The sequence below is a fragment of the Humibacillus xanthopallidus genome, assembly GCF_006716675.1.
GTDB lineage: Bacteria > Actinomycetota > Actinomycetes > Actinomycetales > Dermatophilaceae > Humibacillus > Humibacillus xanthopallidus_B.
Map to the genome: position 1 here is coordinate 507,116 of NZ_VFPM01000003.1, position 22,890 is coordinate 530,005.

Annotated in this window: 20 protein-coding genes and 1 tRNA gene; 11 read left to right on the forward strand and 10 right to left on the reverse strand. The window is 71.7% G+C overall.

Going from position 1 to position 22,890, the window contains the following annotated elements; all coding sequences use genetic code 11:
• Positions 1-37: 37 nt before the first annotated feature.
• A complete protein-coding gene (locus FBY41_RS17445; RefSeq protein ID WP_141845540.1) occupies positions 38-1,402 on the reverse strand; it encodes a M20/M25/M40 family metallo-hydrolase in 1,365 nt (454 codons plus the stop codon).
• A gap of 136 nt (positions 1,403-1,538) precedes the next feature.
• On the opposite strand from FBY41_RS17445, the gene FBY41_RS17450 reads away from it, so the two are divergent.
• A tRNA-Leu gene (locus tag FBY41_RS17450) sits at positions 1,539-1,625 on the forward strand.
• 61 nt (positions 1,626-1,686) lie between these two features.
• On the opposite strand, the gene FBY41_RS17455 is transcribed toward FBY41_RS17450, so the two are convergent.
• Positions 1,687-2,352, reverse strand: coding sequence for an FMN-dependent NADH-azoreductase (locus FBY41_RS17455; protein WP_141845541.1), 666 nt, complete (start codon positions 2,350-2,352; stop codon positions 1,687-1,689).
• Positions 2,353-2,646: 294 nt separating this feature from the next.
• On the opposite strand from FBY41_RS17455, the gene FBY41_RS17460 reads away from it, so the two are divergent.
• The 3 genes from FBY41_RS17460 to FBY41_RS17470 are packed head-to-tail and all read left to right on the forward strand — an operon-like array spanning position 2,647 to position 5,067.
• The gene (locus FBY41_RS17460) at positions 2,647-3,915 is read left to right on the forward strand and encodes an MFS transporter (RefSeq protein ID WP_141845542.1); all 1,269 of its coding nucleotides are present in this window, start codon (positions 2,647-2,649) and stop codon (positions 3,913-3,915) included.
• 4 nt (positions 3,916-3,919) lie between these two features.
• Positions 3,920-4,690 carry a HipA family kinase gene (locus FBY41_RS17465; RefSeq protein ID WP_141845543.1) on the forward strand — a complete coding sequence of 257 codons (771 nt, stop codon included), beginning with the start codon at positions 3,920-3,922 and terminating at the stop codon, positions 4,688-4,690.
• Positions 4,687-5,067: a DUF3037 domain-containing protein gene (locus FBY41_RS17470; RefSeq protein WP_141845544.1), complete on the forward strand. Its 381-nt coding sequence runs from the start codon at positions 4,687-4,689 to the stop codon at positions 5,065-5,067. Before FBY41_RS17465 ends, FBY41_RS17470 begins: the two co-directional genes overlap by 4 nt.
• Before the next feature lie 115 nt (positions 5,068-5,182).
• Here the strand turns inward: FBY41_RS17470 and FBY41_RS17475 are convergent, their stop codons facing one another.
• The 5 genes from FBY41_RS17475 to FBY41_RS17495 form a co-directional block, all read right to left on the reverse strand.
• Positions 5,183-5,995 carry a TrmH family RNA methyltransferase gene (locus FBY41_RS17475; protein ID WP_141845545.1) on the reverse strand — a complete coding sequence of 271 codons (813 nt, stop codon included), beginning with the start codon at positions 5,993-5,995 and terminating at the stop codon, positions 5,183-5,185.
• Between the two features lie 75 nt (positions 5,996-6,070).
• Positions 6,071-6,838, reverse strand: a complete 768-nt coding sequence (locus FBY41_RS17480) for a sulfite exporter TauE/SafE family protein (protein WP_141845546.1) — start codon at positions 6,836-6,838, stop codon at positions 6,071-6,073.
• Between the two features lie 82 nt (positions 6,839-6,920).
• Positions 6,921-8,159: an SPFH domain-containing protein gene (locus FBY41_RS17485; protein WP_141845547.1), complete on the reverse strand. Its 1,239-nt coding sequence runs from the start codon at positions 8,157-8,159 to the stop codon at positions 6,921-6,923.
• 153 nt (positions 8,160-8,312) lie between these two features.
• Positions 8,313-8,768 (reverse strand): NfeD family protein, encoded by a 456-nt coding sequence (locus tag FBY41_RS17490; RefSeq protein ID WP_260439870.1) that lies wholly within the window; start codon positions 8,766-8,768, stop codon positions 8,313-8,315.
• Positions 8,769-8,885: 117 nt separating this feature from the next.
• Positions 8,886-9,671 (reverse strand): ABC transporter ATP-binding protein, encoded by a 786-nt coding sequence (locus FBY41_RS17495; RefSeq protein ID WP_141845548.1) that lies wholly within the window; start codon positions 9,669-9,671, stop codon positions 8,886-8,888.
• Between the two features lie 86 nt (positions 9,672-9,757).
• On the opposite strand from FBY41_RS17495, the gene FBY41_RS17500 reads away from it, so the two are divergent.
• Complete coding sequence (locus FBY41_RS17500; protein WP_141845549.1) at positions 9,758-10,522, forward strand: hypothetical protein; 765 nt, start codon at positions 9,758-9,760, stop codon at positions 10,520-10,522.
• On the opposite strand, the gene FBY41_RS17505 is transcribed toward FBY41_RS17500, so the two are convergent.
• Complete coding sequence (locus FBY41_RS17505; RefSeq protein WP_141845550.1) at positions 10,519-10,923, reverse strand: pilus assembly protein CpaE; 405 nt, start codon at positions 10,921-10,923, stop codon at positions 10,519-10,521. The genes FBY41_RS17500 and FBY41_RS17505 overlap by 4 nt on opposite strands.
• Before the next feature lie 54 nt (positions 10,924-10,977).
• Between FBY41_RS17505 and FBY41_RS17510 the strand changes: the two genes are divergently transcribed.
• Positions 10,978-11,709: a PIG-L deacetylase family protein gene (locus tag FBY41_RS17510; RefSeq protein WP_141845551.1), complete on the forward strand. Its 732-nt coding sequence runs from the start codon at positions 10,978-10,980 to the stop codon at positions 11,707-11,709.
• A 46-nt stretch (positions 11,710-11,755) separates the two neighbouring features.
• Here FBY41_RS17510 and glgA read toward each other — a convergent pair whose 3' ends face one another.
• Positions 11,756-12,958 (reverse strand): glycogen synthase, encoded by a 1,203-nt coding sequence (glgA, locus tag FBY41_RS17515; protein WP_141845552.1) that lies wholly within the window; start codon positions 12,956-12,958, stop codon positions 11,756-11,758.
• Positions 12,959-13,060: 102 nt separating this feature from the next.
• On the opposite strand from glgA, the gene glgC reads away from it, so the two are divergent.
• The 5 genes from glgC (at position 13,061) to cphA (ending at position 20,430) form a co-directional block, all read left to right on the forward strand.
• Positions 13,061-14,320, forward strand: coding sequence for a glucose-1-phosphate adenylyltransferase (gene glgC / locus FBY41_RS17520; RefSeq protein WP_141845553.1), 1,260 nt, complete (start codon positions 13,061-13,063; stop codon positions 14,318-14,320).
• A 14-nt stretch (positions 14,321-14,334) separates the two neighbouring features.
• Positions 14,335-15,222, forward strand: a complete 888-nt coding sequence (locus FBY41_RS17525; RefSeq protein ID WP_260439871.1) for an LLM class F420-dependent oxidoreductase — start codon at positions 14,335-14,337, stop codon at positions 15,220-15,222.
• Between the two features lie 85 nt (positions 15,223-15,307).
• Positions 15,308-16,570 carry a phosphoserine phosphatase SerB gene (serB, locus tag FBY41_RS17530; RefSeq protein ID WP_260439872.1) on the forward strand — a complete coding sequence of 421 codons (1,263 nt, stop codon included), beginning with the start codon at positions 15,308-15,310 and terminating at the stop codon, positions 16,568-16,570.
• A 9-nt stretch (positions 16,571-16,579) separates the two neighbouring features.
• Positions 16,580-17,497, forward strand: a complete 918-nt coding sequence (locus FBY41_RS17535) for a cyanophycinase (RefSeq protein WP_141845554.1) — start codon at positions 16,580-16,582, stop codon at positions 17,495-17,497.
• Between the two features lie 44 nt (positions 17,498-17,541).
• Positions 17,542-20,430: a cyanophycin synthetase gene (cphA, locus tag FBY41_RS17540; protein ID WP_141845555.1), complete on the forward strand. Its 2,889-nt coding sequence runs from the start codon at positions 17,542-17,544 to the stop codon at positions 20,428-20,430.
• Positions 20,431-20,539: 109 nt separating this feature from the next.
• Here the strand turns inward: cphA and FBY41_RS17545 are convergent, their stop codons facing one another.
• Positions 20,540-22,888, reverse strand: a complete 2,349-nt coding sequence (locus FBY41_RS17545) for a tetratricopeptide repeat protein (protein ID WP_260439873.1) — start codon at positions 22,886-22,888, stop codon at positions 20,540-20,542.
• Positions 22,889-22,890: the final 2 nt, after the last annotated feature.

Here is a 22,890-nt window from a genome sequence, read left to right on the forward strand (position 1 = left end):
GCACCGCGCACCTGCGCCCGCTCTGCCGCATCCTCGCTCAGCAGGTGCGCAGGAAGTCCGACAGGACCCGCGCCCCGAAGCGCAGCGACGAGGTCGGTACGCGCTCGTCGATGCCGTGGAACATCGGCGCGAAGTCGAGGTCCGCAGGCAGCCGCAGCGGTGCGAAGCCGTAGCCGGTGATGCCGAGCCTGCCCAGCGCCTTGTTGTCGGTGCCGCCCGAGAGGCAGTAGGGCAGGATCGCCGCGCCGGGGTCCTCCCGCAGCAGCGACTGCTTCATCGACTCGACGAGGTCGCCGTCGAAGGGCGCCTCGAGCGCGACGTCCCGGTGCACGACCTCCACCTCGACGTGCTCACCAGCGAGCGCCCGGATGGTGTCCATGAGGTCTCGCTCGTGCCCGGGCAGGAAGCGGCAGTCGACGGCGGCCGAAGCGGTCTGGGGAATGACGTTGTGCTTGTAGCCCGACTCGAGCATCGTCACGTTCGCGGTGTCGCGCAGGGTGCCTCGCACGAAGCCCTGGGCACCGCCCAACGTCGCGAGAAGCGGCTCGAGGTCGTCCGCGGCATACCTGATGCCGGTGATCTCACTGACGCCCTCGAGGAGCTGGCGCACCGAGGCGATGTACTCCCGGGGCCACTCGTGCGCGGCGATCCGGCCGATGGCGCCGGCGAGTCGCACGATGGCGTTCTCGTCGTTCGGCACGGAGCCGTGCCCCGCGCGTCCGTGCGCTCGCAGACGCAGCCAGGCGATGCCCTTCTCGGCCGTCTGCAGCAGGTAGGCGCGGCGCTCGCCCTCGGGCGTCGGGAGGGTGACGCTGTAGCCGCCGACCTCGCTCACCGCCTCGGTGACACCCTCGAACCACTGCGGGTGGTGGTCGACGAGCCAGTGGCTGCCCATCGTCCCGCCCGCCTCCTCGTCGGCGAAGAAGACGAAGGTCGTCGTGCGCGCCGGCTTCGTGCCCGTGCGCGCGAAGTCGCGGATGGAGGCGAGGATCATCGCGTCCATGTCCTTCATGTCGACGGCGCCGCGGCCCCAGAGGCAGCCGTCACGCTCCTCCGCGGCGAAGGGGTCGACCTGCCAGTCCGCGGCGTTCGCGGGCACGACATCGAGGTGTCCGTGCACCGCGAGCCCCGGGCGGGCGGGGTCCGCGCCCTCGAGGCGCACCACGACGTTGGCCCGGCCGGGGGCGCTCTCGAGCAGCTCCCCCTCGAGGCCGACCTCGGCGAGCTGGGCCATGACGTACTCCGCTGCCGCCCGCTCCCCCGGTCCGGTGCCGTCACCGGGGTTGGTCGAGTCGATGCGGATGAGGTCGGCGCAGAGGCGCACCACCTCGTCCTCGGGCGCCACCGCCCCGGCGCTGCGGTCGTCGGGGCTCGCGAGGTCGGCGCGCTCGGCGGTCGTCATGCCGATCAGCGTATGCCGCCGCGCGGGGTCGCTCACCTCGGCGTGCTCAGCCGGCCGATTCGTCTCCCGCACAAGCCCCGTGCTAACGTTTCCACTCGCCGCAAGGGACTCCCACGGGTCCCCTGCACATCACCTTGTCGGGGTGGCGGAATGGCAGACGCGCTAGCTTGAGGTGCTAGTGCCCTTAACGGGCGTGGGGGTTCAAGTCCCCCCCTCGACACCACAGAAGGGCCCGGGTCACAGACCCGGGCCCTTCGTCGTGCCCGTCCTTCGTCGTGCGACGCCTAGGCCAGGGCGGCCTCGGCGTGCTCGTGGGCCATGCGCTCTGCCACCTCGTGACCGGCCCTGCGGCTCTGGACCGCGATGTCCGCGAGGTGGGCGAGCTTGGGGTTGATGTGCGCGAGGGTGAGGTCGACGAAGATCTCCGACAGCTCCATCCCGAGGATGTCGACGACGTGCCGGCGCAGGTAGGGCTCCTCGTAGTCCCACCCATCCATGGGTGTGCCCGGGCCGTAGGCGCCGCCCCGGGCGCTCACGACGACGCAGCGGCGACCCGACAGGGGGCGCGTGATGCCGAAGCCCGGGAAGAGCCGGATGTCGGTGTAGATGCGGTCGAGCCAGGTCTTGAGGCCCGCCGGGATGCCGAGGTTGTAGAGCGGGGCGCAGAGCAGGACGGTGTCGGCCGCGAAGAGCTCGTCGGCGAGCGCCGCGGCCTCCGCCTGTGCCGCAGCCTGCTCGGGGGTGCGGTACTCGCTCGGCACGAACATCGCGGTGTGTTCGAGCTCGGATAGGTAGGCCGGCGGCGACAGCCCGACGTCGCGGCGCACGACGCGCGCCTCCGGCCGGGTCTCGCACCAGTGGCGCTCGAAGGTGTCCGCGATCTCGCGGGTGACGGAGTCGGTCGCGCGGATGCTGGCATCGATGCGCAGCAGGGTGGGTGATGGAGCCATGGGATCTCCTCGGAGACGTCTCCACGACCGACCGCCTCCCGACCGACCCGGCCATGAAAGGTTGCGGTGCGCGGACGTCCCTGCCCGCACGCCCCAACGCTAGGAACCACCAGCAGATCCGGCAAGAGGACGAAAGCCGCACAACCGCGGACCGTCTCACGGTTCGGTGGCGCGAATGCCCCACGACGATGCAAAGGCCTTGAACCGCAGCCAGCGAATCCGCCACCACCCCGGGCGCGCCGCGCTGGCAGACGGGCGCGGGCCGCGCCCGTCGCGCACCGTACGCTGTGCCGCGTGACTTTCCTGCGCGCAGTGTGGACGCTGCTGCACCTGCGTGGCTTCCGCAGGCTCTTCCTCGCGCGCATCACGTCGTCGTTCAGCGACGGCGTCTTCCAGGTGGCACTGGCGAGCCACGTCCTGTTCAACCCCGAGAAGGCCGCCGACGCCCGGAGCATCGCGCTCGCCTTCGCCGTCGTCCTCCTGCCCTACAGCGTGCTCGGACCGTTCGTCGGCGTGCTCCTCGACCGCTGGAACCGGCGCCGGGTGCTCGTCGTGAGCCAGCTCATCCGCGTCGTCGCCATGGTCGGGGTCGCCGCCCTCGTCATGAGCCCTGACACGGGCATCCTCTTCTTCGCGCTCGTGCTGCTCGTGTTCTCGGTCAACCGCTTCATCCTCGCGGGCCTCGCCTCGGCCATGCCGCACGTCGTGAGCCGCGACCGCCTCGTCAGCGCCAACTCCGTCGCGCCGACCTGTGGTTCGATCGCCTACCTCCTCGGCGGCGCCGTCGGCACCGGGGTGCGCGCTCTCGGAGCGAGCGACCTCGTCGTCGTGCTCACTGCCGCGACCGGTGTCCTCTGCGCGTCCTGGACCGCGAGCCGCCTGCCCTTCATCGGCCCCGACGACACGAGCGACGCGCCTGCCCTGCGCGACCTCGCCGGGTCGGTGCTCTCCGGCATCGTCGAGGCGGTCGTGCAGGGTCCGCACCGCGCCCGCCTGCTCCTCGTCCTCGTCTTCGTCACCCGCCTGCCGTTCGGCTTCTTCCTCCTCCAGTCGCTGCTGCTCTTCCGCGGGCCGTTCGAGCACGGTCACGGCGCCCTCGGCTTCACCATCGCCGCGGTGGGCGCGGCGGTCGGCTTCTCGCTCGCCGCCTTCATCACCCCGTGGCTGGCTCCCCGTCTGGGCCCCGTGCCGTATGCCGCCCGCATGCTCGCGCTCGGCGCGCTCGTCTGCGTCGCCCTGGGTCTGCTGCTCACCCCGTGGGCGATCATCGTCATCGGCTTCGTCGTCTCCTTCACGTCGCAGTGCGTCAAGATCACCGTCGACTCGCTCATGCAGACGCACGTGCCCGACCACCTGCTCGGGCGGGCGTTCTCGGCCTACGACGTCGTCTACAACGCCGGCATGGTGGCGGCAGCGGCGCTCGGCGCCCTGCTCCTGCCGCCGTCCGGGCTCGTCTGGTGGCCGCTCATCGGCTTCGCCGTGATCTACGGCGCGACGGCGACCCTGCTCCCGCGGCAGTGGGCACGGGTCGGACGGCTCGACGACGCCCGGACACTAGGCTGACCGGGTGCTGCCCGAGCTCACCGCCATCCGCTACGTGACGCCGCTCAAGGAGGGCGGCTCGCTGCCCGGCATCGTCGAGGCCGACGACGACGGCACCTACGTCCTGAAGTTCCGCGGCGCGGGTCAGGGCCTCAAGGTCCTCGTGGCCGAGGTCATCGTGGCCGGGATCGCCCGCCTCATCGAGGTGCCCGTGCCGGACCTCGCAGTCATCGACCTCGACGCGCGCATCGCCCGCTACGAGGCCGACGAGGAGGTCCAGGACCTCCTCACCGCCTCGGTCGGCACCAACCTCGGGGTCGACTACCTGCCTGGCTCGCTCGGCTACGACGGGTCCCGGCCGCCGTCCGCCGACCTCGCCGAGCGGATCATCTGGCTCGACGCCCTCACCGCGAACGTCGACCGCACGTGGTCCAACCCCAACCTGCTCGTCTGGCACGGCCGCACGTGGGCCATCGACCACGGCGCGGCCCTCTACTTCCACCACTCCTGGCCGGGGCGCGCACCCTCGCCGGAGCGCTTCGCCGCACAGCCCTTCGACGCCAGTCGGCACGTGCTGCGCGACGTCGCCGGCGATGTCGCTCGGAGGCACGACGAGCTGGCCGTGGTGCTCAGCGACGACGCGATCGAGCGGGTCGTCGCCGACGTGCCCGACGAGTGGCTCGAGCCCACCGCCGAGCTCGCGGACGTGGCTGCGGTGCGGGCGGCATACCTGCTCATGCTCCGGGCGCGGCTGGGCTCGCCCGCCGCGTGGCTGCCGGACGGGGTCGCGGCGTGAAGGGCTACCAGTACGTCCTGCTGCGCCTCGTGCCCCGCGTCGACCGCGAGGAGTTCATCAACGTCGGCGTCGTGCTCTACTGCCAGGACGCCGACTACCTCGACGCCGCGTGGGAGCTCGACCCGGCCCGGGCCGCCGCCCTGGCCCCGGCCTGCGACCTCGACGGGGTGCGGGCCATGCTCGAGCGCGTGCGTGCGGTCTGCCGCGGCGAGACGGGCCGCGGGCTGCCGAGCCTCGACAAGCGGGGGCAGCGCTTCGGCTGGATCATCGCGCCACGATCGACCGTCGTGCAGCCCGGCCCGGTGCACGGAGGTCTCTGCGAGGACCCGGCGACCGAGCTCGAGCGGCTCATGGAGCGGCTCGTCCGCACGGCCTAAGGCCGGCCGGGGGGCTCGGCGGCGCTCGGCGGCGCTCGGCGGCGCTCGGCGGCGCTCGCCGATGCTCGCCGATGCTCGCCGATGCTCGCCGATGCTCGGCGTCAGGTCGGGGCGGTCAGTCCCGGACGCGCAGCGACCACATCGCGACGGCGGCTGCTGCTGCGACGTTGAGGGAGTCGACCCCGCCAGCCATCGGGATGCGCACCGTGACGTCCGCGGACGCCACCGTCCGGGCCGAGAGGCCGTCACCCTCGGCGCCGACGACGAGCGCGACGCGCTCGGGCGGGTCCACCTCGAGGGCGTCGAGCGACACCGAGTCGTCGCTGAGGGCCATGGCCACGACGGTGAAGCCCAGCCCGCGCAACCGGTCGACCCCCTGCGGCCAGGGGTCGACGCGGGTCCACGGCACCTGGAAGACCGTGCCCATCGAGACGCGGATCGACCTGCGGTAGAGCGGGTCGGCGCAGCGGGGCGACACGAGGACCGCCTCGGCGCCCAGGGCGGCCGCGCTGCGGAAGATCGCACCGACGTTCGTGTGGTCGACGACGTCCTCGACGACGACGACGCGGCGGGCACCTGCCACGACCGCCTCGACGCTCGGCAGCTCGGGCCGCTGCATGGAGGCGAGGGCGCCCCGGTGCAGGTGGAAGCCCGTGCGCGCCTCGATGACGTCGTGCGCCGCCACGTAGACCGGGATGCCGTCGGCCTCGGCGGCCTCGACGAGATCGGCGAGATCGGTGACCCACCGCTCGGCCATGAGGTAGGAACGTGGCCGGTGCCCCGCGGCGAGGGCTCGGCGGATGACCTTCTGGCTCTCGGCGATGTAGAGCCCACGCTCGGGCTCCGTGCGACGGCGCAGGGCGACGTCCGTCAGCGAGACGTAGTCCTCGAGCCTCGGGTCGGAGGAGTCGGTGATCGCGATCGGCACCCCCACACCGTAGTTGGCACTGAGCGGCCTTCGGTGCAGCCTCCGGGCTCCGGCGGCACGACGTCGGGCCCGCCGTCAGGAGAACCAGACGAGCTTGACGATGGCGACGACGCCGATGACGACGATGAGCGCCCGTAGCGCGGTGGGCGGGATGCGGCGGCCGACGTGCGCGCCGATGATGCCGCCGACGAAGGAGCCCACGGCGATGAGCAGCACGATGACCCAGTCGATCTCGTCGCGGGCGAAGAGCACGAAGACGGCGGCGGCCACGACGTTGACCACGAGGGCGAGCACGTTCTTGTAGCCGTTGAGGCGCTGGAGCGGCTCGGTGCTGAGGGCACTGAGGATGCCCATGAGCAGGACCCCCTGCGCCGCACCGAAGTAGCCGCCGTACATCCCGGCGACGAAGACACCGGCCCCCATCGCGGGCACGTGCCACGCCGGCACGGGCTCACCCTCGTCGGGGGCCGCCCACTGCTGGATCCGCGGACCGAGCACGACGAGGACGAGTGCGATGAGGATGAGGACCGGCACGATCGCCTGGAAGGCGCTCGCCGGCAGGACGAGCAGCAGCGAGGCGCCGATGACGGAGCCGACGAACGACAGCGGGATGAGGCGCCGGATGGTGGCCGCGCGACCGGTCAGCTCGTGGCGGTAGCCCCAGGACCCGGTGACTCCCCCGGCGACGAGGCCGATGTTGTTGGACACGTTGGCGACGAGCGGGTTGACGCCGAAGAAGAGCAGCGTCGGGAAGGTGATGAGACTGCCCGACCCGACGACGGTGTTGATGAGGCCGGCCCCGGTGCCCGCCAGCGCGATGGCGAGGTAGGACCAGAACGACACCCGGTCACCCTACAAGGGTGCCGGATGTCGTTCTCGTGCAGTTCGCCCCGAATCGGAGGACGGACCGCCGGACGCCATGAGGTCAGCGCGCGGTCGGCTCCTCCGGCGTCTGCGGGGGCTGCGCGGGCTCGGGCAGGTCGCCCCGGGTGGGCGCGACCGGGGGTGCCGGGGGCACCGGGGGCGCGGGGGTCACCGGGGTGACATGCGGAGCCTGCGAGAAGGGCGAACCCCCCGAGGGCGGAGGCACCTGGCCGGCCGGCGGTCGGATGGGCGGCTGCTGCCGTCCGGCCGGTGCCGCGTGCTCTGTCGACTCGGCGCTGGCCTGAGCGGCCTGACCCCGGGCCTCGGCGAGCGCCTTGGCGGGGTCCTCGAGGACCGTGCCGGCAAAGGCATCCTCGAGCTCGTGCTCCCCTTCCCAGCTCTCGTCGTCGACGTCGGGCTCGGGCCGCGGAGCCGTGCCTCCGAGCGCGTTGCCGATGCCCTTGAGGGCATCGGTCAGCTCGGACGGGATGATCCACATCTTGTTGGAGTCGCCGCGGGCGAGCTGGGGCAGCACCTGGAGGTACTGGTAGGCGAGCAGCTTCTGGGTCGGCTTGCCGCGGTGGATGGCGGCGAAGACCTGCTGGATCGCCCGGGCCTGCCCCTGGGCCTCGAGGATGCGGGCCTGTGCCGAGCCCTCCGCGCGCAGGATCTGGCTCTGCTTCTCACCCTCAGCGGTGAGGATGGCCGACTGCTTGAAGCCCTCCGCGGTGAGGATGGCCGCACGGCGGTCGCGCTCGGCGCGCATCTGCTTCTCCATCGTCTCCTGGACGGAGCGGGGCGGGTCGATCGCCTTGAGCTCGACGCGGTTGACGCGGATGCCCCAGTTGCCGGTCGCCTCGTCGAGGACACCGCGGAGCTGGCCGTTGATCTGGTCGCGGCTCGTCAGCGCCTGCTCGAGGTCGAGCGACCCGATGACGTTGCGCAGCGTCGTGACGGTCAGCTGCTCGATGCCCTGGATGAAGTTGGCGATCTCGTAGACGGCGGCCTTGGCGTCGGTCACGGAGTAGTAGATGACGGTGTCGATGTTGACGACGAGGTTGTCGCTCGTGATGACCGGCTGCGGCGGGAAGGTGACGACCTGCTCGCGCAGGTCGATGTTGGCGCGCACCTTGTCGACGAACGGGATGAGGAAGTGGATCCCCGCCGTCAGCGTCTTGTTGTAGCTGCCGAGCCTCTCGACGATCTGGGCTGTCTGCTGCGGCACGATGCGCACCGTGCGTACGAGCACGATGATCGCCACGATGACGATGAGCAGCGGGATGATGAGTAGCGGGTCCACGACCTTCTCGACCTTCTCCCTGTGTGAGGACCGCTCCCCCGAGGGTGCGGCTGGTCGGACGGGCCGGGTGGACCGTCCGGGTGTCTGTGTGGTGCCAACGGATCGCTTGCCCGGTCGGCTGCCGGGGCAGCCGGCCGGTGAGTCGTTGCCGGGTCAGCTGCCCACGACGTGGGCCCGGCTGACGATGGCTGTCGCGCCGTCGATCGAGTCGACGACGACCTCCTCCCCCGGCTCGATGCTGTCTCGGAGGGTGCGGGCCGACCACGTCTCGCCGGAGAGCTTGACGCGACCGCCCGCCGGCGTTACCCGGTCGATCGCGTAGGCCGAGCGCCCGACCTGGGCGGCGGCTCCCATGAGCTCAGGTGCATTGGCGGTGAAGCGGCGCTTCATCCACGGGCGGACGATGGCGAGGAGCGCGACCGCCACGAGGGCGGCGACGACGGCCTGCACGACCGGCCCGGCACCGAAGGCCGCGGCGACGGAGGCCCCGACCGCGCCGCCCGCCAGCATGAGGAAGGTGAAGTCGACGGTGACCGCCTCGATCGCGACCAGGACCAGGGCCACCCCGAGCCAGACCATCCATGCCTGTTCCGCGCCCACTGTGGCCACCCTGCCTTCCTCGCGACGGTACGCCGACGACCGACGTCCCCCTCGTCACTTCTGTAACGACTCCGATTGTGCCTCAGTTCCCCTCCGCCGCCGCGGCTGAGTGGGGGGCCATTCGGGTCAGGTCCGGGCGCGCGCCGAGTAGCGCTCGCCGTGCTGCTCGAGCAGGAGCGGTAGGCCGAAGGTCTCGCTGAGGTTCTCCGCGGTCAGCGTGAGCGGGATCGGACCGGCCGCCACCACCCGCCCGCCGCGGATCATGAGGACATCGGTGAAGCCGGGTGGGATCTCCTCGACGTGGTGGGTCACGAGCACCATCGCGGGGGCCTCCGTGTCGGCCGCGAGGTCACCGAGGCGACGCACGAGGTCCTCACGGCCGCCGAGGTCGAGGCCGGCAGCCGGCTCGTCGAGGAGCATGAGCTCCGGATCGGTCATGAGGGCACGGGCGATCTGCACCCGCTTGCGCTCCCCCTCGCTCAACGTGCCGTAGTGCCGGTCGGCGAGGTGCTCGGCGCCGAGCGCCTTGAGCAGTTCCATGGCGCGTGCGTAGTCGAGGTCGTCGTACTGCTCGCGCCAGCGTCCGATGATGCCGTAGGAGGCCGTGACGACGACGTTGCCGACGACCTCGTCGCCCGGGATGCGCTCGGCCATGGCGGAGCTCGCGAGCCCGATGCGGGGGCGCAGCTCGAAGACGTCGACGGCGCCGAGCACCTCGCCGAGGATGCCGGCGACCCCGGTCGTCGGGTGCATGCGCGCCGCGGCGATCTGCAGCAGCGTCGTCTTGCCGGCGCCGTTGGGGCCGAGCACGACCCAGCGCTCGCCCTCCTCGACCTCCCAGGTGACGTCCTCGATGAGGGTCGACGGTCCACGACGGACGGTGACACCGGCGAAGGCGAGGACGTCGCTCATGCCCCGACCCTATGGCACGGCCCCGGCCGTCTCGCCTCCGACACCGCCCTCCTGCCGTGGTTCGCGCGCCGACCTACGATGACGGGGTGTCTGAGCTGCCCGCCTCCGTCCGCCTCGCCCTCTGGGTGACGGCCGCGTGGCGCGGCGACCTGCCCACGCGAGAGGCGCTGGCTCAGTCGTTCCCCGACCTCGACCACGTCGCCGGTGACCTCGCGCGCCTCGACGTCTGGCGTGACCTCGGCGAGGGCGCGCTCTTCGTCGCCCTCCCCCGCCCGGGCGACGTCAGCGGTATGCCGCGGGCGTCCACCGCCGCCACAGCCCACGCCGCCGAAGCCGGCGAATGCGTCTACGTGGCAGGCATCGGCGGGCTTCTCGTGCCGACCCTGACGTCGTTCGGGCCCGAGGGAGACACGGGTCACCGCGTCGACTGGACGGCCTACGACGCCGACCCGGTGCCCCGCCACCGACTTGAGATGCTCGACCTGCGCGACGTCGAGCGCACGCTCATGACGCGACTGGCGGAGCACACGGCGAGGCTCGCCGGCATCGGCGGCCAGCCCTGGGGTCAGGAGGCCCGCGCGGCGGCGGAGTCCGACCTCGACACGCGGCTCTGGGGTGTGCCCCGCACGACCCCCGGACGAGCCCTACGACTCATGTCCTTGGCCGGCACCGCGTCGCAGCTGGCAGACCGGGCCGCGAGCCTCACGGCGCTCGGCTCCAGCGGCGTCGACACGGCCACGATGTCGTCCCGGTCGGCCGCTCTGCGCTCGCTGGGTGGCGACGCCGACACCGCGCTCGCCGAGGCGACGAACGTCGCCGTCATGACGCTCGCCGGCTGGCGGCCGGCCTAGCTCTCGTCGAGAGCCGCGAGCAGCGCTCTGGCGTAAGCGCGCTCGGCCTCGATGTCGGCGTGCCGCTCGACGGAGCCGTCGGCGCGAGTGACCGACACGGCATACCCCCCCTCTAGCTGCTCGAGCATGACGAAGGTGTCACCGAGGAGGTCGCGCAGCTGGTCCTCGCGCGGCAGCCACACGACCTTGTCCTGCTCGACGCTGTCGAGCGCCCACTCGGTCGTGCCGTTGAAGCCGATGACGTCGCCGGTCTTGAAGTGGTGGACGTCGACGGTGAGGTCGCTGATGACGAAGACCTCCTCCTCCATGCCGGCGACGGGGAGCACGAAGCGGTCACCGGCGCGCGGGGTCCACGTGAGGCCGGCGGTGCGCAGGCGTCGGGCGAGCTCGATCGGCAGCATGCCTCATCCTCACATCCGCCCGGCCTCGCCTCAAGGTCGGCTAGATTCGCCGGCATGACCGATGCGCCGACGCTCCAGCCCCTCGACGAGTCGACCTTCGAGACCGTGTTGTGCGTCGCCGCACACCCCGACGACCTCGAGTACGGCATGGCCGCGGCCGTCGACAAGTGGGTGGCCGCCGGCAAGACGGTCACCTACCTGCTCGCCACCCGGGGCGAGGCCGGCATCGACACGATGGCTCCCGCGGAGGCCGGCCCCGCTCGCGAGCAGGAGGAGCGCGACGGCGCGGCACGGGTGGGTGTCGAGATCGTGGAGTTCCTCGACGGCTTCGCCGACGGGGTCGTCGAGCACGGGCTGCCGCTGCGCCGGGCCATCGCCCGCGAGATCCGCATCCGCCGCCCCGACCTGCTCGTCACGCTGACGTATGCCGACCGCTTCCCGGGCGGGCAGGTCAACCAGGCCGACCACCGCGCCGTCGGGCTCGCCGTCCTCGACGCGAAGGCCGACGCCGGCAACCGGTGGATCTTCCCCGACCTCGTCGACGAGGGCCTCGATCCGTGGCAGGTGCGCCAGCTGCTCATCGCGGTCGATCCCGAGCCGTCGCACTTCATCGACGTGTCCGACCACTTCGACGCCGCGGTCGCGTCGCTGTCGGCCCACGCCGCCTACCTCGAGGCGCTCGGCCCTGAATACCCTTCTCCCACAGAACTGCTGGGCAACATCCTCGGCGGGCCCGCAGAGGTCGTCGGCGTGCCGTATGCCGTGACGGGCCGGCTCATCGGCTGACGCGCGAGCGCCCGCCGGCCCCTCGGCCGGCGGGCCGGTCAGCCCGTCAGTCGCCGAGGACCGACCGGTAGACCTCGAGCGTGCGGTCGCCGATCGACGCCCACGAGAAGGAGTCGACCGCCCGGGTGCGGCCGGCCCTGCCGAAGGCGGCCGCCCGGTCGACGTCGGACACGGCCTCGTTGAGTGCTGCTGCGAGGTCGGTGACGAAGCGCTCCGGGTCGACGGGGGTGCCGGTGCCGTCCTGCACCTGCTCGATCCGCACGAGCCACCCCGTCTCGCCGTCGACGACGACCTCGGGAATGCCGCCTGTCGCGGTGGCGACGACGGGCAGCTCGCACGCCATCGCCTCGAGGTTGACGATGCCGAGCGGCTCGTAGACCGAGGGGCAGGCGAAGACCGTGCCGTGGCTCAGCAGCGCGATGACCTCGGCGCGCGGCAGCATGTCGGGGATCCAGACGACGCCCTCGCGCTTCGAGCGCAGGTCGTTCATGAGCCCCTCGACCTCGGCGAGGATCTCGGGGGTGTCGGGCGCGCCGGCGCACAGGACGAGCTGCACGTCCGGAGGCAGCTCGGCGCAGGCGCGCAGGAGGTAGGGCAGGCCCTTCTGGCGCGTGATACGCCCGACGAAGACGACCGAGCGCTTGTCGGGGTCGACGCCGTGACGGCGCACCGTCTCGGTCGCCGCCGCGGACCGGTCGGCCGCCCACAGCTTCGAGTCGATCCCGTTGTGCACCACGTGAACTCGGTCGGGGTCGAGCGACGGATAGCTCTTGAGGATGTCCTCGCGCATGCCGGCACTCACCGCGACGACGGCGGCCGCGCCCTCGTAGGCGGTGCGCTCGGCCCACGACGAGACGCGGTAACCACCGCCCAGCTGCTCGGCCTTCCACGGGCGCATGGGCTCGAGAGAGTGGGCGGTCACGACGTGCGGCATACCGCCGAGGAGCGAGGCGAGGTGCCCGGCCATGTTGGCGTACCACGTGTGGGAGTGCACGAGGTCGGCGCCGACGCAGTCGCCGGCCATGCTGACATCGACCCCGAGCGTCTGCAGGGCGGCGTTGGACTGTGCCAGCTCGGGCAGGTCGGCGTAGGCGGTCGTGCCGGCCTCGTCGCGCTGGGCGCCGAAGCAGCGCACCTGCACGTCGATGTCACCACGCTCGCGAAGGGCCCGGACGAGCTCGGCCACGTGGACGCCGGCGCCTCCGTAGATGGCCGGCGGGTATTCCTTGCTGAGGATGTCGACGCGCACGCTCCGACCCTAGCCCGCAGACCATCCCGAGGCGCGGGAAGCCGACGCCATTCCGCGCTCTGGACCTGCCGATGCGCCGATGTTGGCCCTAGGGTGGCGTCCATGGCCCGACGAAGCGCTGCCGGTGGTCCCAAGGTCCTCGCGATCGTCCTCGCGGGGGGTGAGGGGAAACGGCTCATGCCGTTGACGGCCGACCGTGCCAAACCGGCCGTGCCCTTCGGCGGGATCTACCGCCTCATCGACCTCGCCCTGTCCAACGTCGTCAACTCTGAATACCGCAAGGTCGTCGTGCTGACGCAGTACAAGTCGCACAGCCTCGATGCGCACGTGACGAAGACCTGGCGCCTGTCGACCCTGCTCGGCAACTACATCACCACCGTGCCGGCGCAGCAGCGCGTCGACAAGAACTGGTATCTCGGCAGCGCCGACGCGATCTACCAGAGCCTCAACCTCGTGCACGACGAGCGTCCCGACATCGTCGTCGTCGTGGGCGCCGACCACGTCTACCGCATGGACTTCAGCCAGATGGTCGACCAGCACATCGAGTCCGGCGCCGCGTGCACCGTCGCGGCGATCCGCCAGCCGATCTCGATGGCCGACCAGTTCGGCGTCATCGAGGTCGACCCCGACGACCCGATGCGCATCGCCGCGTTCCGCGAGAAGCCGTCGGACCCGCAGGGCCTGCCCGACAACCCGGGCGAGATCCTCGCGTCGATGGGCAACTACGTCTTCACGGCGTCGGCGCTCGAGGAGGCCGTGGTCCGCGACCACGAGCGCGAGGGCAGCAAGAACGACATGGGCGGCGACATCGTCCCCGACTTCGTCAGCCGCGGCGAGGCGGCCGTCTACGACTTCGGCATCAACGAGGTGCCGGGCGCCACCGAGCGCGACCGCGGCTACTGGCGCGACGTCGGCACGATCGAGTCGTACTACGACGCCCACATGGACCTCATCTCGATCCACCCCGTCTTCAACCTCTACAACTACGACTGGCCGATCTACACGAGCCACAGCCCGTACCCGCCGGCGAAGTTCGTGCACGGCAGCGGCGACCGCATCGGTGAGGCCCTCAACTCGGCGGTCTCGCCCGGCGTCGTCGTCTCGGGCGCCCACGTCTACGCCTCGGTCCTCTCCCCGCTCGTCAAGGTGCACTCCTACGCGAGCCTCCAGGGCTCGGTGCTCCTCGACAACGTCGAGGTGCACCGGCACGCCCAGATCCGGCGCGCGATCATCGACAAGAACGTCGTCGTGCCGGAGGGCGCCCAGATCGGCATCGACCACGAGCACGACCGCGCGAGAGGCTTCCACGTGACGGAGACGGGCATCGTCGTCGTCGGCAAGGGCCAGACCGTCACGCGGTGACGCCACACGTCCACATGAGAGATGAGACCGGAGGAACGACGATCGACGAGCAGGCTTCTCCCGCAAGCACATCCGACCCGCGGCCGGCCCGCGTCGGCATCCAGGTGCCACCGCAGCACGCCACGTGGGCACAGATCCGTCGCACCGCCTCGACGCTCGAGGAGATGGGGGTCGACGTCCTGCTCAACTGGGACCACTTCTTCCCCCTGAGCGGTGACCGCGGCGGCCTGCACTTCGAGTGCTGGACGATGCTCGGCGCGTGGGCCGAGTCGACCGAGAGTGTCGAGATCGGCGCCCTCGTGACGTGCAACAGCTATCGCAACCCCAGCCTGCTCGCCGACATGGCACGCACCGTCGACCACATGAGCGAGGGGCGGCTCATCCTCGGCATCGGGTCGGGTTGGGCGCAGCTCGACTACGACGAGTACGGCTACGAGTTCGGCACCGCCGGCAGCCGCCTCGACGACCTCGACCGCGACCTGCCGATCATCCGCGAGCGCTGGACGAAGCTCAACCCGGCGCCCACCCGCGACATCCCCATCCTCATCGGCGGCGGCGGCGAGAAGAAGACCCTGCGCATCGTCGCCGAGCACGCGAGCATCTGGCACGGTTTCGGCGGCCCCGAGGAGATCGCGCACAAGCACCGTGTCCTCGACGACTGGTGCGCGCGTCGGGGACGCGACCCGCTCGAGATCGAGCGCTCTGCCGGTGTGGCCTTCGTGCCGGGTCGCAACCCCAACCAGTCGGGCGACTACGCGAGCAACGCCCAGCAGCTGCACGACGTGGGCACGCGCCTCTTCACGGCGAGCGTCGCGGCCGCCGACCCCGACCTCGCGCGCGTGCGCGACCTCCTCCAGTGGCGTGACGACGTCAACCGGGCCGAGGGAGTGCCCACGGCCTGAGCGGCCCCGGCCGCGCGGCATACCCCTCGGGCCGTATGCCGGATGGCCGGGCAAGCGCGTAGGCGCGCTCACTACCCTGATCCGGGTGAGCGAAGCGAGCGCATCGTCCCTGCCCGCCGACGACGGGTGGGAGGGCCACACCCTCAGCATCACCGTGACGGGTGAGGACCGCCCGGGAGTCACGGGCACCCTTCTCGGAGCCGTGGCCGGCATCGGCGCCGAGGTGCTCGACATCCAGCAGGTCGTCGTGCACGGTCACCTCACCCTGACGCTGCTGCTGCGGCCCGGCGCACACGTCGAGCAGCTGCGCGACGCCGCCGCCGTCGCCGCCCACCGCCTCGGCCTCGTGCTGACCGTCACCGAGGGCAGCGGCGACAACGCCCGGCCACGCCAGGGCCGTGCGGCCGTGGTCGTGCTCGGCGCTCCGCTGCAGGCCGACGCGGTCTCGCTCGTCACGACCCGGATCGCCGAGCACGGCGCCAACATCGACCGCATCCGGCGCCTCTCGCGCTACCCCGTGACGACGGTGGAGTTCGACATCTCCGGTGCCGACGTGCCGTCGCTGCGCACCGAGCTCGCGCTCGTCGCGACGAGCGAGGGCATCGACATCGCCGTCGCACCCGGTGGGCTGGCCCGCCGGGGCCGTCGCCTCGTCGTGCTCGACGTCGACTCGACGCTGATCCAGCAGGAGGTCATCGAGCTGCTGGCGGCCCACTGCGGACGCGAGGCCGAGGTCGCCGAGGTCACGGCGCGCGCGATGGCCGGCGAGCTCGACTTCGAGGAGTCGCTCCGGGCGCGCGTCGCCACCCTCGCCGGTCTGCCGGCCTCGGTGCTCGACGAGGTCAGGGACGCCATCGAGCTGACCCCGGGAGCCCGGACGCTCGTGCGCACCCTCAAGCGACTCGGCTTCACCGTGGGCCTCGTCAGCGGCGGCTTCATCGAGATCGTCGGGAGGCTCGCCGACGACCTCGGCATCGACCACGCGCGCGCGAACCGTCTCGAGATCGAGGACGGCCGTCTCACCGGGCGCGTCGTCGGCGAGGTCGTCGACCGGGCCGGCAAGGCCCGCGCACTGCGCGAGTTCGCCGAGCAGGAGGGCCTGCCGCTCAGCCGGACCGTGGCCATCGGCGACGGCGCCAACGACCTCGACATGCTCGACGCCGCCGGGCTCGGCGTCGCCTTCAACGCCAAGCCGATCGTGCAGGAGCAGGCGCAGACCTCGGTCAACGTGCCCTACCTCGACTCGGTGCTCTACCTGCTCGGCATCTCGCGCGAGGAGATCGAGGAAGCCGATCTCGACGACGGCACGCCGACCCACGCTCCTCCGGTCCCTCACGCGTCTCACTAGGCTGGCCCGATGCAGAGCGTGACATCGTCCGGATCGAGCCAGGGGTCCACCCCACGCCGCACCCTGCTCATCATCGGGGGCGCCGAGGACCGCATCGGGCGGTCGGTCGTCCTCAAGCGCTTCGTCAAGCTCGCCGGCGGGCGCCATTCGCACATCGTCGTCATCCCGACCGCGTCGTCCTTCGCCCAGGAGGTCTCCGAGGCCTACCGCGACGTCTTCACCCGGCTGCGCGGCGGTGACGTGTCGGTCGTCCACCCGGCCACGCGACGCGAGGCGAGCGACCCGGCACTCGTCGCTGCCCTCGACTCGGCGACGGGTGTCTTCCTCACCGGCGGCAGCCAGGTCAAGCTCGCCCAGAACGTCGTCGGCACCCCGGTGGGCGACGCGATCGTGCGCGCCTACGAGCGCGGCGCCGTCGTGGCGGGCACCTCCGCCGGCGCCTCGATCATGAGCCGCTACATGATCTCGCTCGGCGAGGAGGGCCTGACCCCGCGACAGCGTGCCAGCCAGATCTCGGCGGGTCTGGGGCTCGTCGAGGACGTCATCATTGACCAGCACTTCGACCAGCGCGGTCGCTACGGCCGTCTCATGTCGATGGTCGCGGCCTCCCCCAACCTCCTCGGCATGGGCATCGACGAGAACACCGCCGCCGAGATCCGTGACGCCAAGGTCATGTCGGTCATCGGGGCCGGCGCGATCTTCGTCGTCAACGCCCGCAACGCCATCACCGACGCCCCGGACGCGCGCCGCGGTGCCCCGCTGCTCGTTTCGGGAGCGGTGGTGCACACGCTGCCCACGGGCAGTACCTTCGACCTGCAGCACGTGGAGCTGACCGCCTTCGTCGAGCGCCACCCGGACATCGAGGGTGCGGTCGTTCCCGCGAAGGTCCGCGCCGCGCGCTCCGCCCCGAGCAGCGCTGCCCACTGAGTCCCACGAGCAGTCCGTTTCAGACGACCCGCAGGAGGAGTCCCATGGCCGTCGAGGTCCCCACCCCCACCGGTCCGGCGCGCCCGGACCTCACGATCCTCGAGACGCGGATCTACCGGGGCCCCAACGTCTGGTCCTACCAGCAGGCCATCCACCTCGTCGTCGACCTCGGCTCCCTCGAGGACTACCCCACCGTCTCGCTCCCGGGCTTCACCGAGCAGCTGCTCGAGGCCGTGCCCGGGCTGCACAACCACACGTGCTCGCGCGGACGCCGCGGCGGCTTCGTCGAGCGGCTCCACGAGGGAACCTGGCTCGGGCACGTCGCCGAGCACGTTGCCCTCCAGCTCCAGACGCTCGCCGGCCACGAGTCGAGGCGCGGCAAGACGCGCGCGGTCAAGGGGGTGCGGGGCCGATACAACGTCATCTACAGCTACACCGACGAGACCGTCGGGGTCGCGGCCGGCAAGCTGTCGGTCCGGTTGCTCAACCACCTCGTGGCGCCGGAGGACGGCTTCGACTTCGAGACCGAATTCAACGCCTTCCTGCGCCAGGCAGAGCGCGTGGCCTTCGGACCGTCGACGGCCGCGATCCTCGAGGAGGCGGCGTCTCGCGACATCCCCTTCATCCGGCTCAACTCGGCCTCGCTCGTCCAGCTCGGCCAAGGCGTCCACGCCCAGCGCATCCGGGCCACGATGACCTCCAAGACGGGCGCCCTCGCGGTCGACATCGCGAGCGACAAGGACCTCACGACCAAGCTGCTCGGCTCGGCGGGGCTTCCCGTGCCGAAGCAGGAGTCGGCCCGCACCCTGCGGGGCACCGTCGAGGCGGCCCGACGCATCGGCTTCCCCGTCGTGGTCAAACCGCTCGACGGCAACCACGGACGCGGGGTCTGCCTCAACCTCATGAGCGACGCCGACGTCGAGAAGGCCTACGACATCGCCAAGGCGGAGTCGCGCCGCGGCACGATCATCGTCGAGTCCTTCGTCACCGGGCGCGACTACCGCTGCCTCATCGTCGGCGGCAAGATGCAGGCGATCGCCGAGCGGGTGCCGGCCCACGTCATCGGCGACGGCACGAGCACGGTGTCCGAGCTCGTCGACCTCACCAACGCCGACCCACGCCGCGGCGTCGGCCACGAGAAGGTCCTGACCAAGATCCGTGTCGACGCGAACGCCGAGGAGATCCTCGCGGGGCAGGGCTACACCCTCTCCTCCGTGCCGCCCGAGGGCGAGATGGTCAAGCTCGCGCTGACGGGCAACATGTCGACGGGCGGCATCTCGATCGACCGCACCTTCGACGCGCACCCCGACAACGTCGAGATCGCCGAGGAAGCCGCGCGCATGGTCGGTCTCGATGTCGCGGGCATCGACTTCATCTGCCCCGACATCACCTACCCGGTGCGTGAGACGGGTGGCGCGATCTGCGAGGTCAACGCTGCGCCCGGCTTCCGCATGCACACGCATCCCACGGTGGGTGAGCCCCAGTTCATCGCCAAGCCGGTCGTCGACCTGCTCTTCCCGCCCGGCGCGCAGTCGCGGGTGCCGATCGTCGCGGTGACCGGTACCAACGGCAAGACGACGACCTCGCGCATGATCGCCCACATCTTCAAGGGCCTCGGGCGCAAGGTCGGCATGACCTCGACCGATGGCGTCGTCATCGACGAGCGCCTCGTCATCAAGGCCGACGCGTCGGGGCCGCGCTCCGCGCGGATGGTCCTGCAGAACCCCCGTGTCGACTTCGCCGTCATGGAGGTCGCTCGTGGCGGCATCCTGCGTGAGGGCCTCGGCTACGACCGCAACGACATCGCGGTCGTGACGAACGTCCAGCCAGATCACCTGGGCCTCAAGGGAATCGACACCTTGCGCCAGCTCGCTGACGTCAAGGCCGTCATCGTCGAGGCCGTGCCGCGCGACGGCTTCGCCGTCCTCAACGCCGACGACCCGCACGTGCGCAACATGCGCCGCCGGTGCTCCGGAGGCATCGTCTGGTTCACCATGGCCGAGCCGGGCAGCGAGGTGCGCGAGTTCGTCGACGACTACTGCCGTCGGGGTGGCCGCGCCGTCGTGCTCGAGCCGAGCGAGCGCGGCGAGATGATCGTCATCAAGCACGGTCGGCGGAGCATGCAGCTCGCCTGGACCCACCTGCTGCCGGCCACCTTCGGCGGAGCCGCCCGCTTCAACGTGGCCAACTCGCTGGCGGCCGCCGGTGCCGCCTTCGCCGCGGGCGCACCGCTGCACGACATCCGCCAGGGCCTGCGGACCTTCGCCACGACCTACTACCTCTCCCCCGGTCGCCTCAACCTCATCGAGGTGGGCAATGCCGACGTCTTCGTCGACTACTGCCACAACGCGGCCGGCATGAAGGAGCTCGGCGCCTTCGTCGACCGCTACGCCGCGCAGAAGCAGGGCCAGCACGACCTGACGAAGACCTCCCGCATCGGGATGATCGGCGCCGCCGGCGACCGGCGTGACGACGACATGCGCGAGCTCGGCCACGTCGCGGCCCAGCACTTCGACGTGCTCGTCATCCGCGAGGACGAGCGGCTCCGCGGCCGCAAGCCCGGTGAGACGGCGGGGCTCATCGCCGAGGGAGCCCACACGGCGATGCAGGAGGGGGCCCGCTGCCGGCAGGTCGAGGTCGTCCTCGACGAGCTCGAGGCCACCCGTCACGTCCTCGCCCGCACCAACCCCGGCGACCTCGTCGTCATGTGCGTCGACCAGCACGCCATGGTTGTCACCGAGCTCGAGGAGCGCACCAAGCACGCGCAGGCCGGCGCCCGCATCGGGCTGCCCAGCGCCGCCACGAGCGACCCCGACCTCGACCCGACGACCCTCACCTCGACCGCGGAGGCAGAGGGCACCGAGGCCGAGGGCGAGGCCCTCGCGGTCGTCCCGGGCGAGACCCACCCGCCCCTCGACGACACCGCCATCTGACCTCGACCCCGTCGGGAACTGGGCACTCGACGGTGAATTCTCGTCGAGTGCCCACTTCCTGACGCCCCGGTCACGTCGAGAACTGGGCACTCGACCTCGGGACATGGGTTCAGTCGGCGCGCGGCGGGGCCAGCTCGTCCGCGTAGGCGCGCAGGGCTCGACGGTAGGACTGCGTGTCGACGTCCGTGGTCGCCTCGAGCGATGCCCGGATGAGGTCGGCGACCGCCTGCCGCTCCTGACCGAGGTCGGCCTGCACGAGCGCCCGGAACATGATGGCCGCCGTGTTGTGCGGTCGAGCCTCCAGGACCTCGTCCACGATCGGCGCGGCCTCGGCGGCACGGCCCACGACCCGCAGGCTGGACGCGAGCTGGAGCTGGGCGCGGTGACGGTGCGGCTCCTTGAGGCCGGCTGCCAGCGCGTCCTCGTAGAGGCTGATCGCCTCCTGCTCGTCGCCGGCCGAGTCCTTGGCGCCGGCGAGCTCGAAGACGAGGCGGGCGTCGCCGGGGTGGTCGTCGACGAGGTGCTGCGCCTCGGCGACCAGCGCTGCGGCGTCGTCCATGCTCCAGAGGGCGGCGATCTCCGACTCGAGCTCGTGCTCGCCGCGCGCCGCGACGACCTTGCGGCGGATCGTGCGCGCGTCGTCGACCGTGCCGCCGTGCTCGCGGATCCAGCCGTCGACCTCGGCGCGCTCGGCGTGACACATCAACGCGATGACGTCACCGGCGTGGGCGTGCGGAGCGAGGGCCTCCAGCGAGGCGAGCTCCGTGCCGTAGCCCGGCACGTCGAGGACGCCGACCTTGGCCAGCCCCTCCCGGAAGAGGTCGAGCAGGTCGTCGGCCTCGCGTCCGCGCAGGTAGTGCCGGGCGACCTTGAGGGCGACCTCCTCGGCGCCTCGGCCGGCGATCTCGCCCATGGCGATGATGGCCTCGTCGGTGCGGTCACCGGCGCACCCGAGGCTGAGCCGCACCGCCCCTCCGGGCGCCACGAGGCCCCGGGCCACCTCGAGCAGGGCCTCGAGGCCGGCCTCGTTGTGGGCCATGTCCATGATGACCGTGGCCCGGCCACCGGTCTCGAGCGGGAGCGAGTAGGTGTTGAGCCGCCCCCAGTTGTGCTCGGGGTCGGGCGCGAAGGTGCGCAGCCCCTCGATGACGGCAGAGCGCGCGACGCCGAGGCCCAGGGCCGCCGCAGCGCCGGCGAGGGCGTTGGCGATGTTGTTGTGCGACAGGCCGGACAGCGTCATAGGCACGTCGACGATCTTGACGAGGCGGTCGGGGTCGCCGTTCTGCGACAGCACGACGATCTCGCCGTCGAGCACGGTGATGCCGCGCCCGCCCTGGTTGATCGACTCCCACAGCGCGGGCGATGCAGGGTCGAGGCTGAAGGCCCACGGCTTCGCCTTGATGCCGTGCCGCATCGCCCAGACGCGCGGGTCGTCGCCGTTGAGGACCACCCACCCCTCCGGCTTGGTCACGGTCGTGACGATGGCCTTGACCTCAGCCAGCTGGTCGAGGGTGTCGATCCCCTGCAGGCCGAGGTGGTCGGCGCTGACGTTCGTGACGACGCTGACGTCGTTGGCGGTGACGCCCATGCCCTTGAGGAGCATCCCGCCCCGGGCGGTCTCGAGGATGCCGATCTCCAGACCGGGCGTCTCGAGCACTCCCCGGGCGCCGGCCGGGCCGGAGAAGTCACCGGCCTCCTTGGTCTCGCCCATGACGACCACGCCGTCGGTCGAGCTCCACGCGGTGCGCAGGCCCGCGGTCATGCACATGTGCGCCATGAGGCGCGTCGTCGTCGTCTTGCCGTTCGTGCCGGTGACGGAGGCGACCGGGACCCGCGGCGTGATGACGCTCGGCGGGGGACCGTCGGGCGAGGCGAGGATGACGGCGCCCGCCGCCTCGATGACCTCGTCCGGTCGCCGCGACGGGTCGAGCAGCCCTGCCAGCATGGCGCCGATCTGCTCACCCGCCACCTGTCCGCGGGTGCGGTGAACCCAGGGGAAGGCGATGACGACGTCGTCGACGGTCTGCCCGGCGCGCACGCGCACTCCGAGGCGCCCCACCCCGATCTCGGAGCCGACCCGCTTGGTCACGGTGCGAATCACCCGCATGACGAACCGCTGGCGCAGAGCGCTGCCTCGACGACCCGGACGGGCAGCGCGCATCCCGAGGCGCCGGGCCAGCGCCTCGGCCTCGGTGCGCCGCATCGACAGGTAGCCGTGCAGGTGGAGGCTGACCTTGATCGTGGGGCGGGGGAAGTAGAGGTTGGGCCCCTCGAGCACGCGCACCTCGTCGACCCGCACGGCGGGCACCTCGGCAGGCACGTCGGCGGTCATCTCGCCGCCCGACGGGGCCGTCGGCGGCCTCGCGCCGGATGGTGCGGTGGTGTCCGAGGCGGTGTCCGAGACGCTGCCTGGCTCGGACGTCAGGGCAGGGGTGGAGGGGCTACCGGCGTCGGGCATGG

Bases quoted from the DNA above. Each gene is read 5' to 3' on its own strand.
- glgC (WP_141845553.1), top strand. From the start codon at position 13,061: ATGGCCCGACGAAGCGCTGCCGGTGGTCCCAAGGTCCTCGCGATCGTC.
- cphA (WP_141845555.1), top strand. From the start codon at position 17,542: ATGGCCGTCGAGGTCCCCACCCCCACCGGTCCGGCGCGCCCGGACCTC.
- FBY41_RS17535 (WP_141845554.1), top strand. From the start codon at position 16,580: ATGCAGAGCGTGACATCGTCCGGATCGAGCCAGGGGTCCACCCCACGC.
- FBY41_RS17455 (WP_141845541.1), bottom strand. From the start codon at position 2,352: ATGGCTCCATCACCCACCCTGCTGCGCATCGATGCCAGCATCCGCGCG.
- FBY41_RS17445 (WP_141845540.1), bottom strand. From the start codon at position 1,402: ATGACGACCGCCGAGCGCGCCGACCTCGCGAGCCCCGACGACCGCAGC.
- FBY41_RS17505 (WP_141845550.1), bottom strand. From the start codon at position 10,923: ATGCTGCCGATCGAGCTCGCCCGACGCCTGCGCACCGCCGGCCTCACG.
- FBY41_RS17510 (WP_141845551.1), top strand. From the start codon at position 10,978: ATGACCGATGCGCCGACGCTCCAGCCCCTCGACGAGTCGACCTTCGAG.
- FBY41_RS17545 (WP_260439873.1), bottom strand. From the start codon at position 22,888: ATGCCCGACGCCGGTAGCCCCTCCACCCCTGCCCTGACGTCCGAGCCA.
- FBY41_RS17495 (WP_141845548.1), bottom strand. From the start codon at position 9,671: ATGAGCGACGTCCTCGCCTTCGCCGGTGTCACCGTCCGTCGTGGACCG.
- FBY41_RS17525 (WP_260439871.1), top strand. From the start codon at position 14,335: ATGAGAGATGAGACCGGAGGAACGACGATCGACGAGCAGGCTTCTCCC.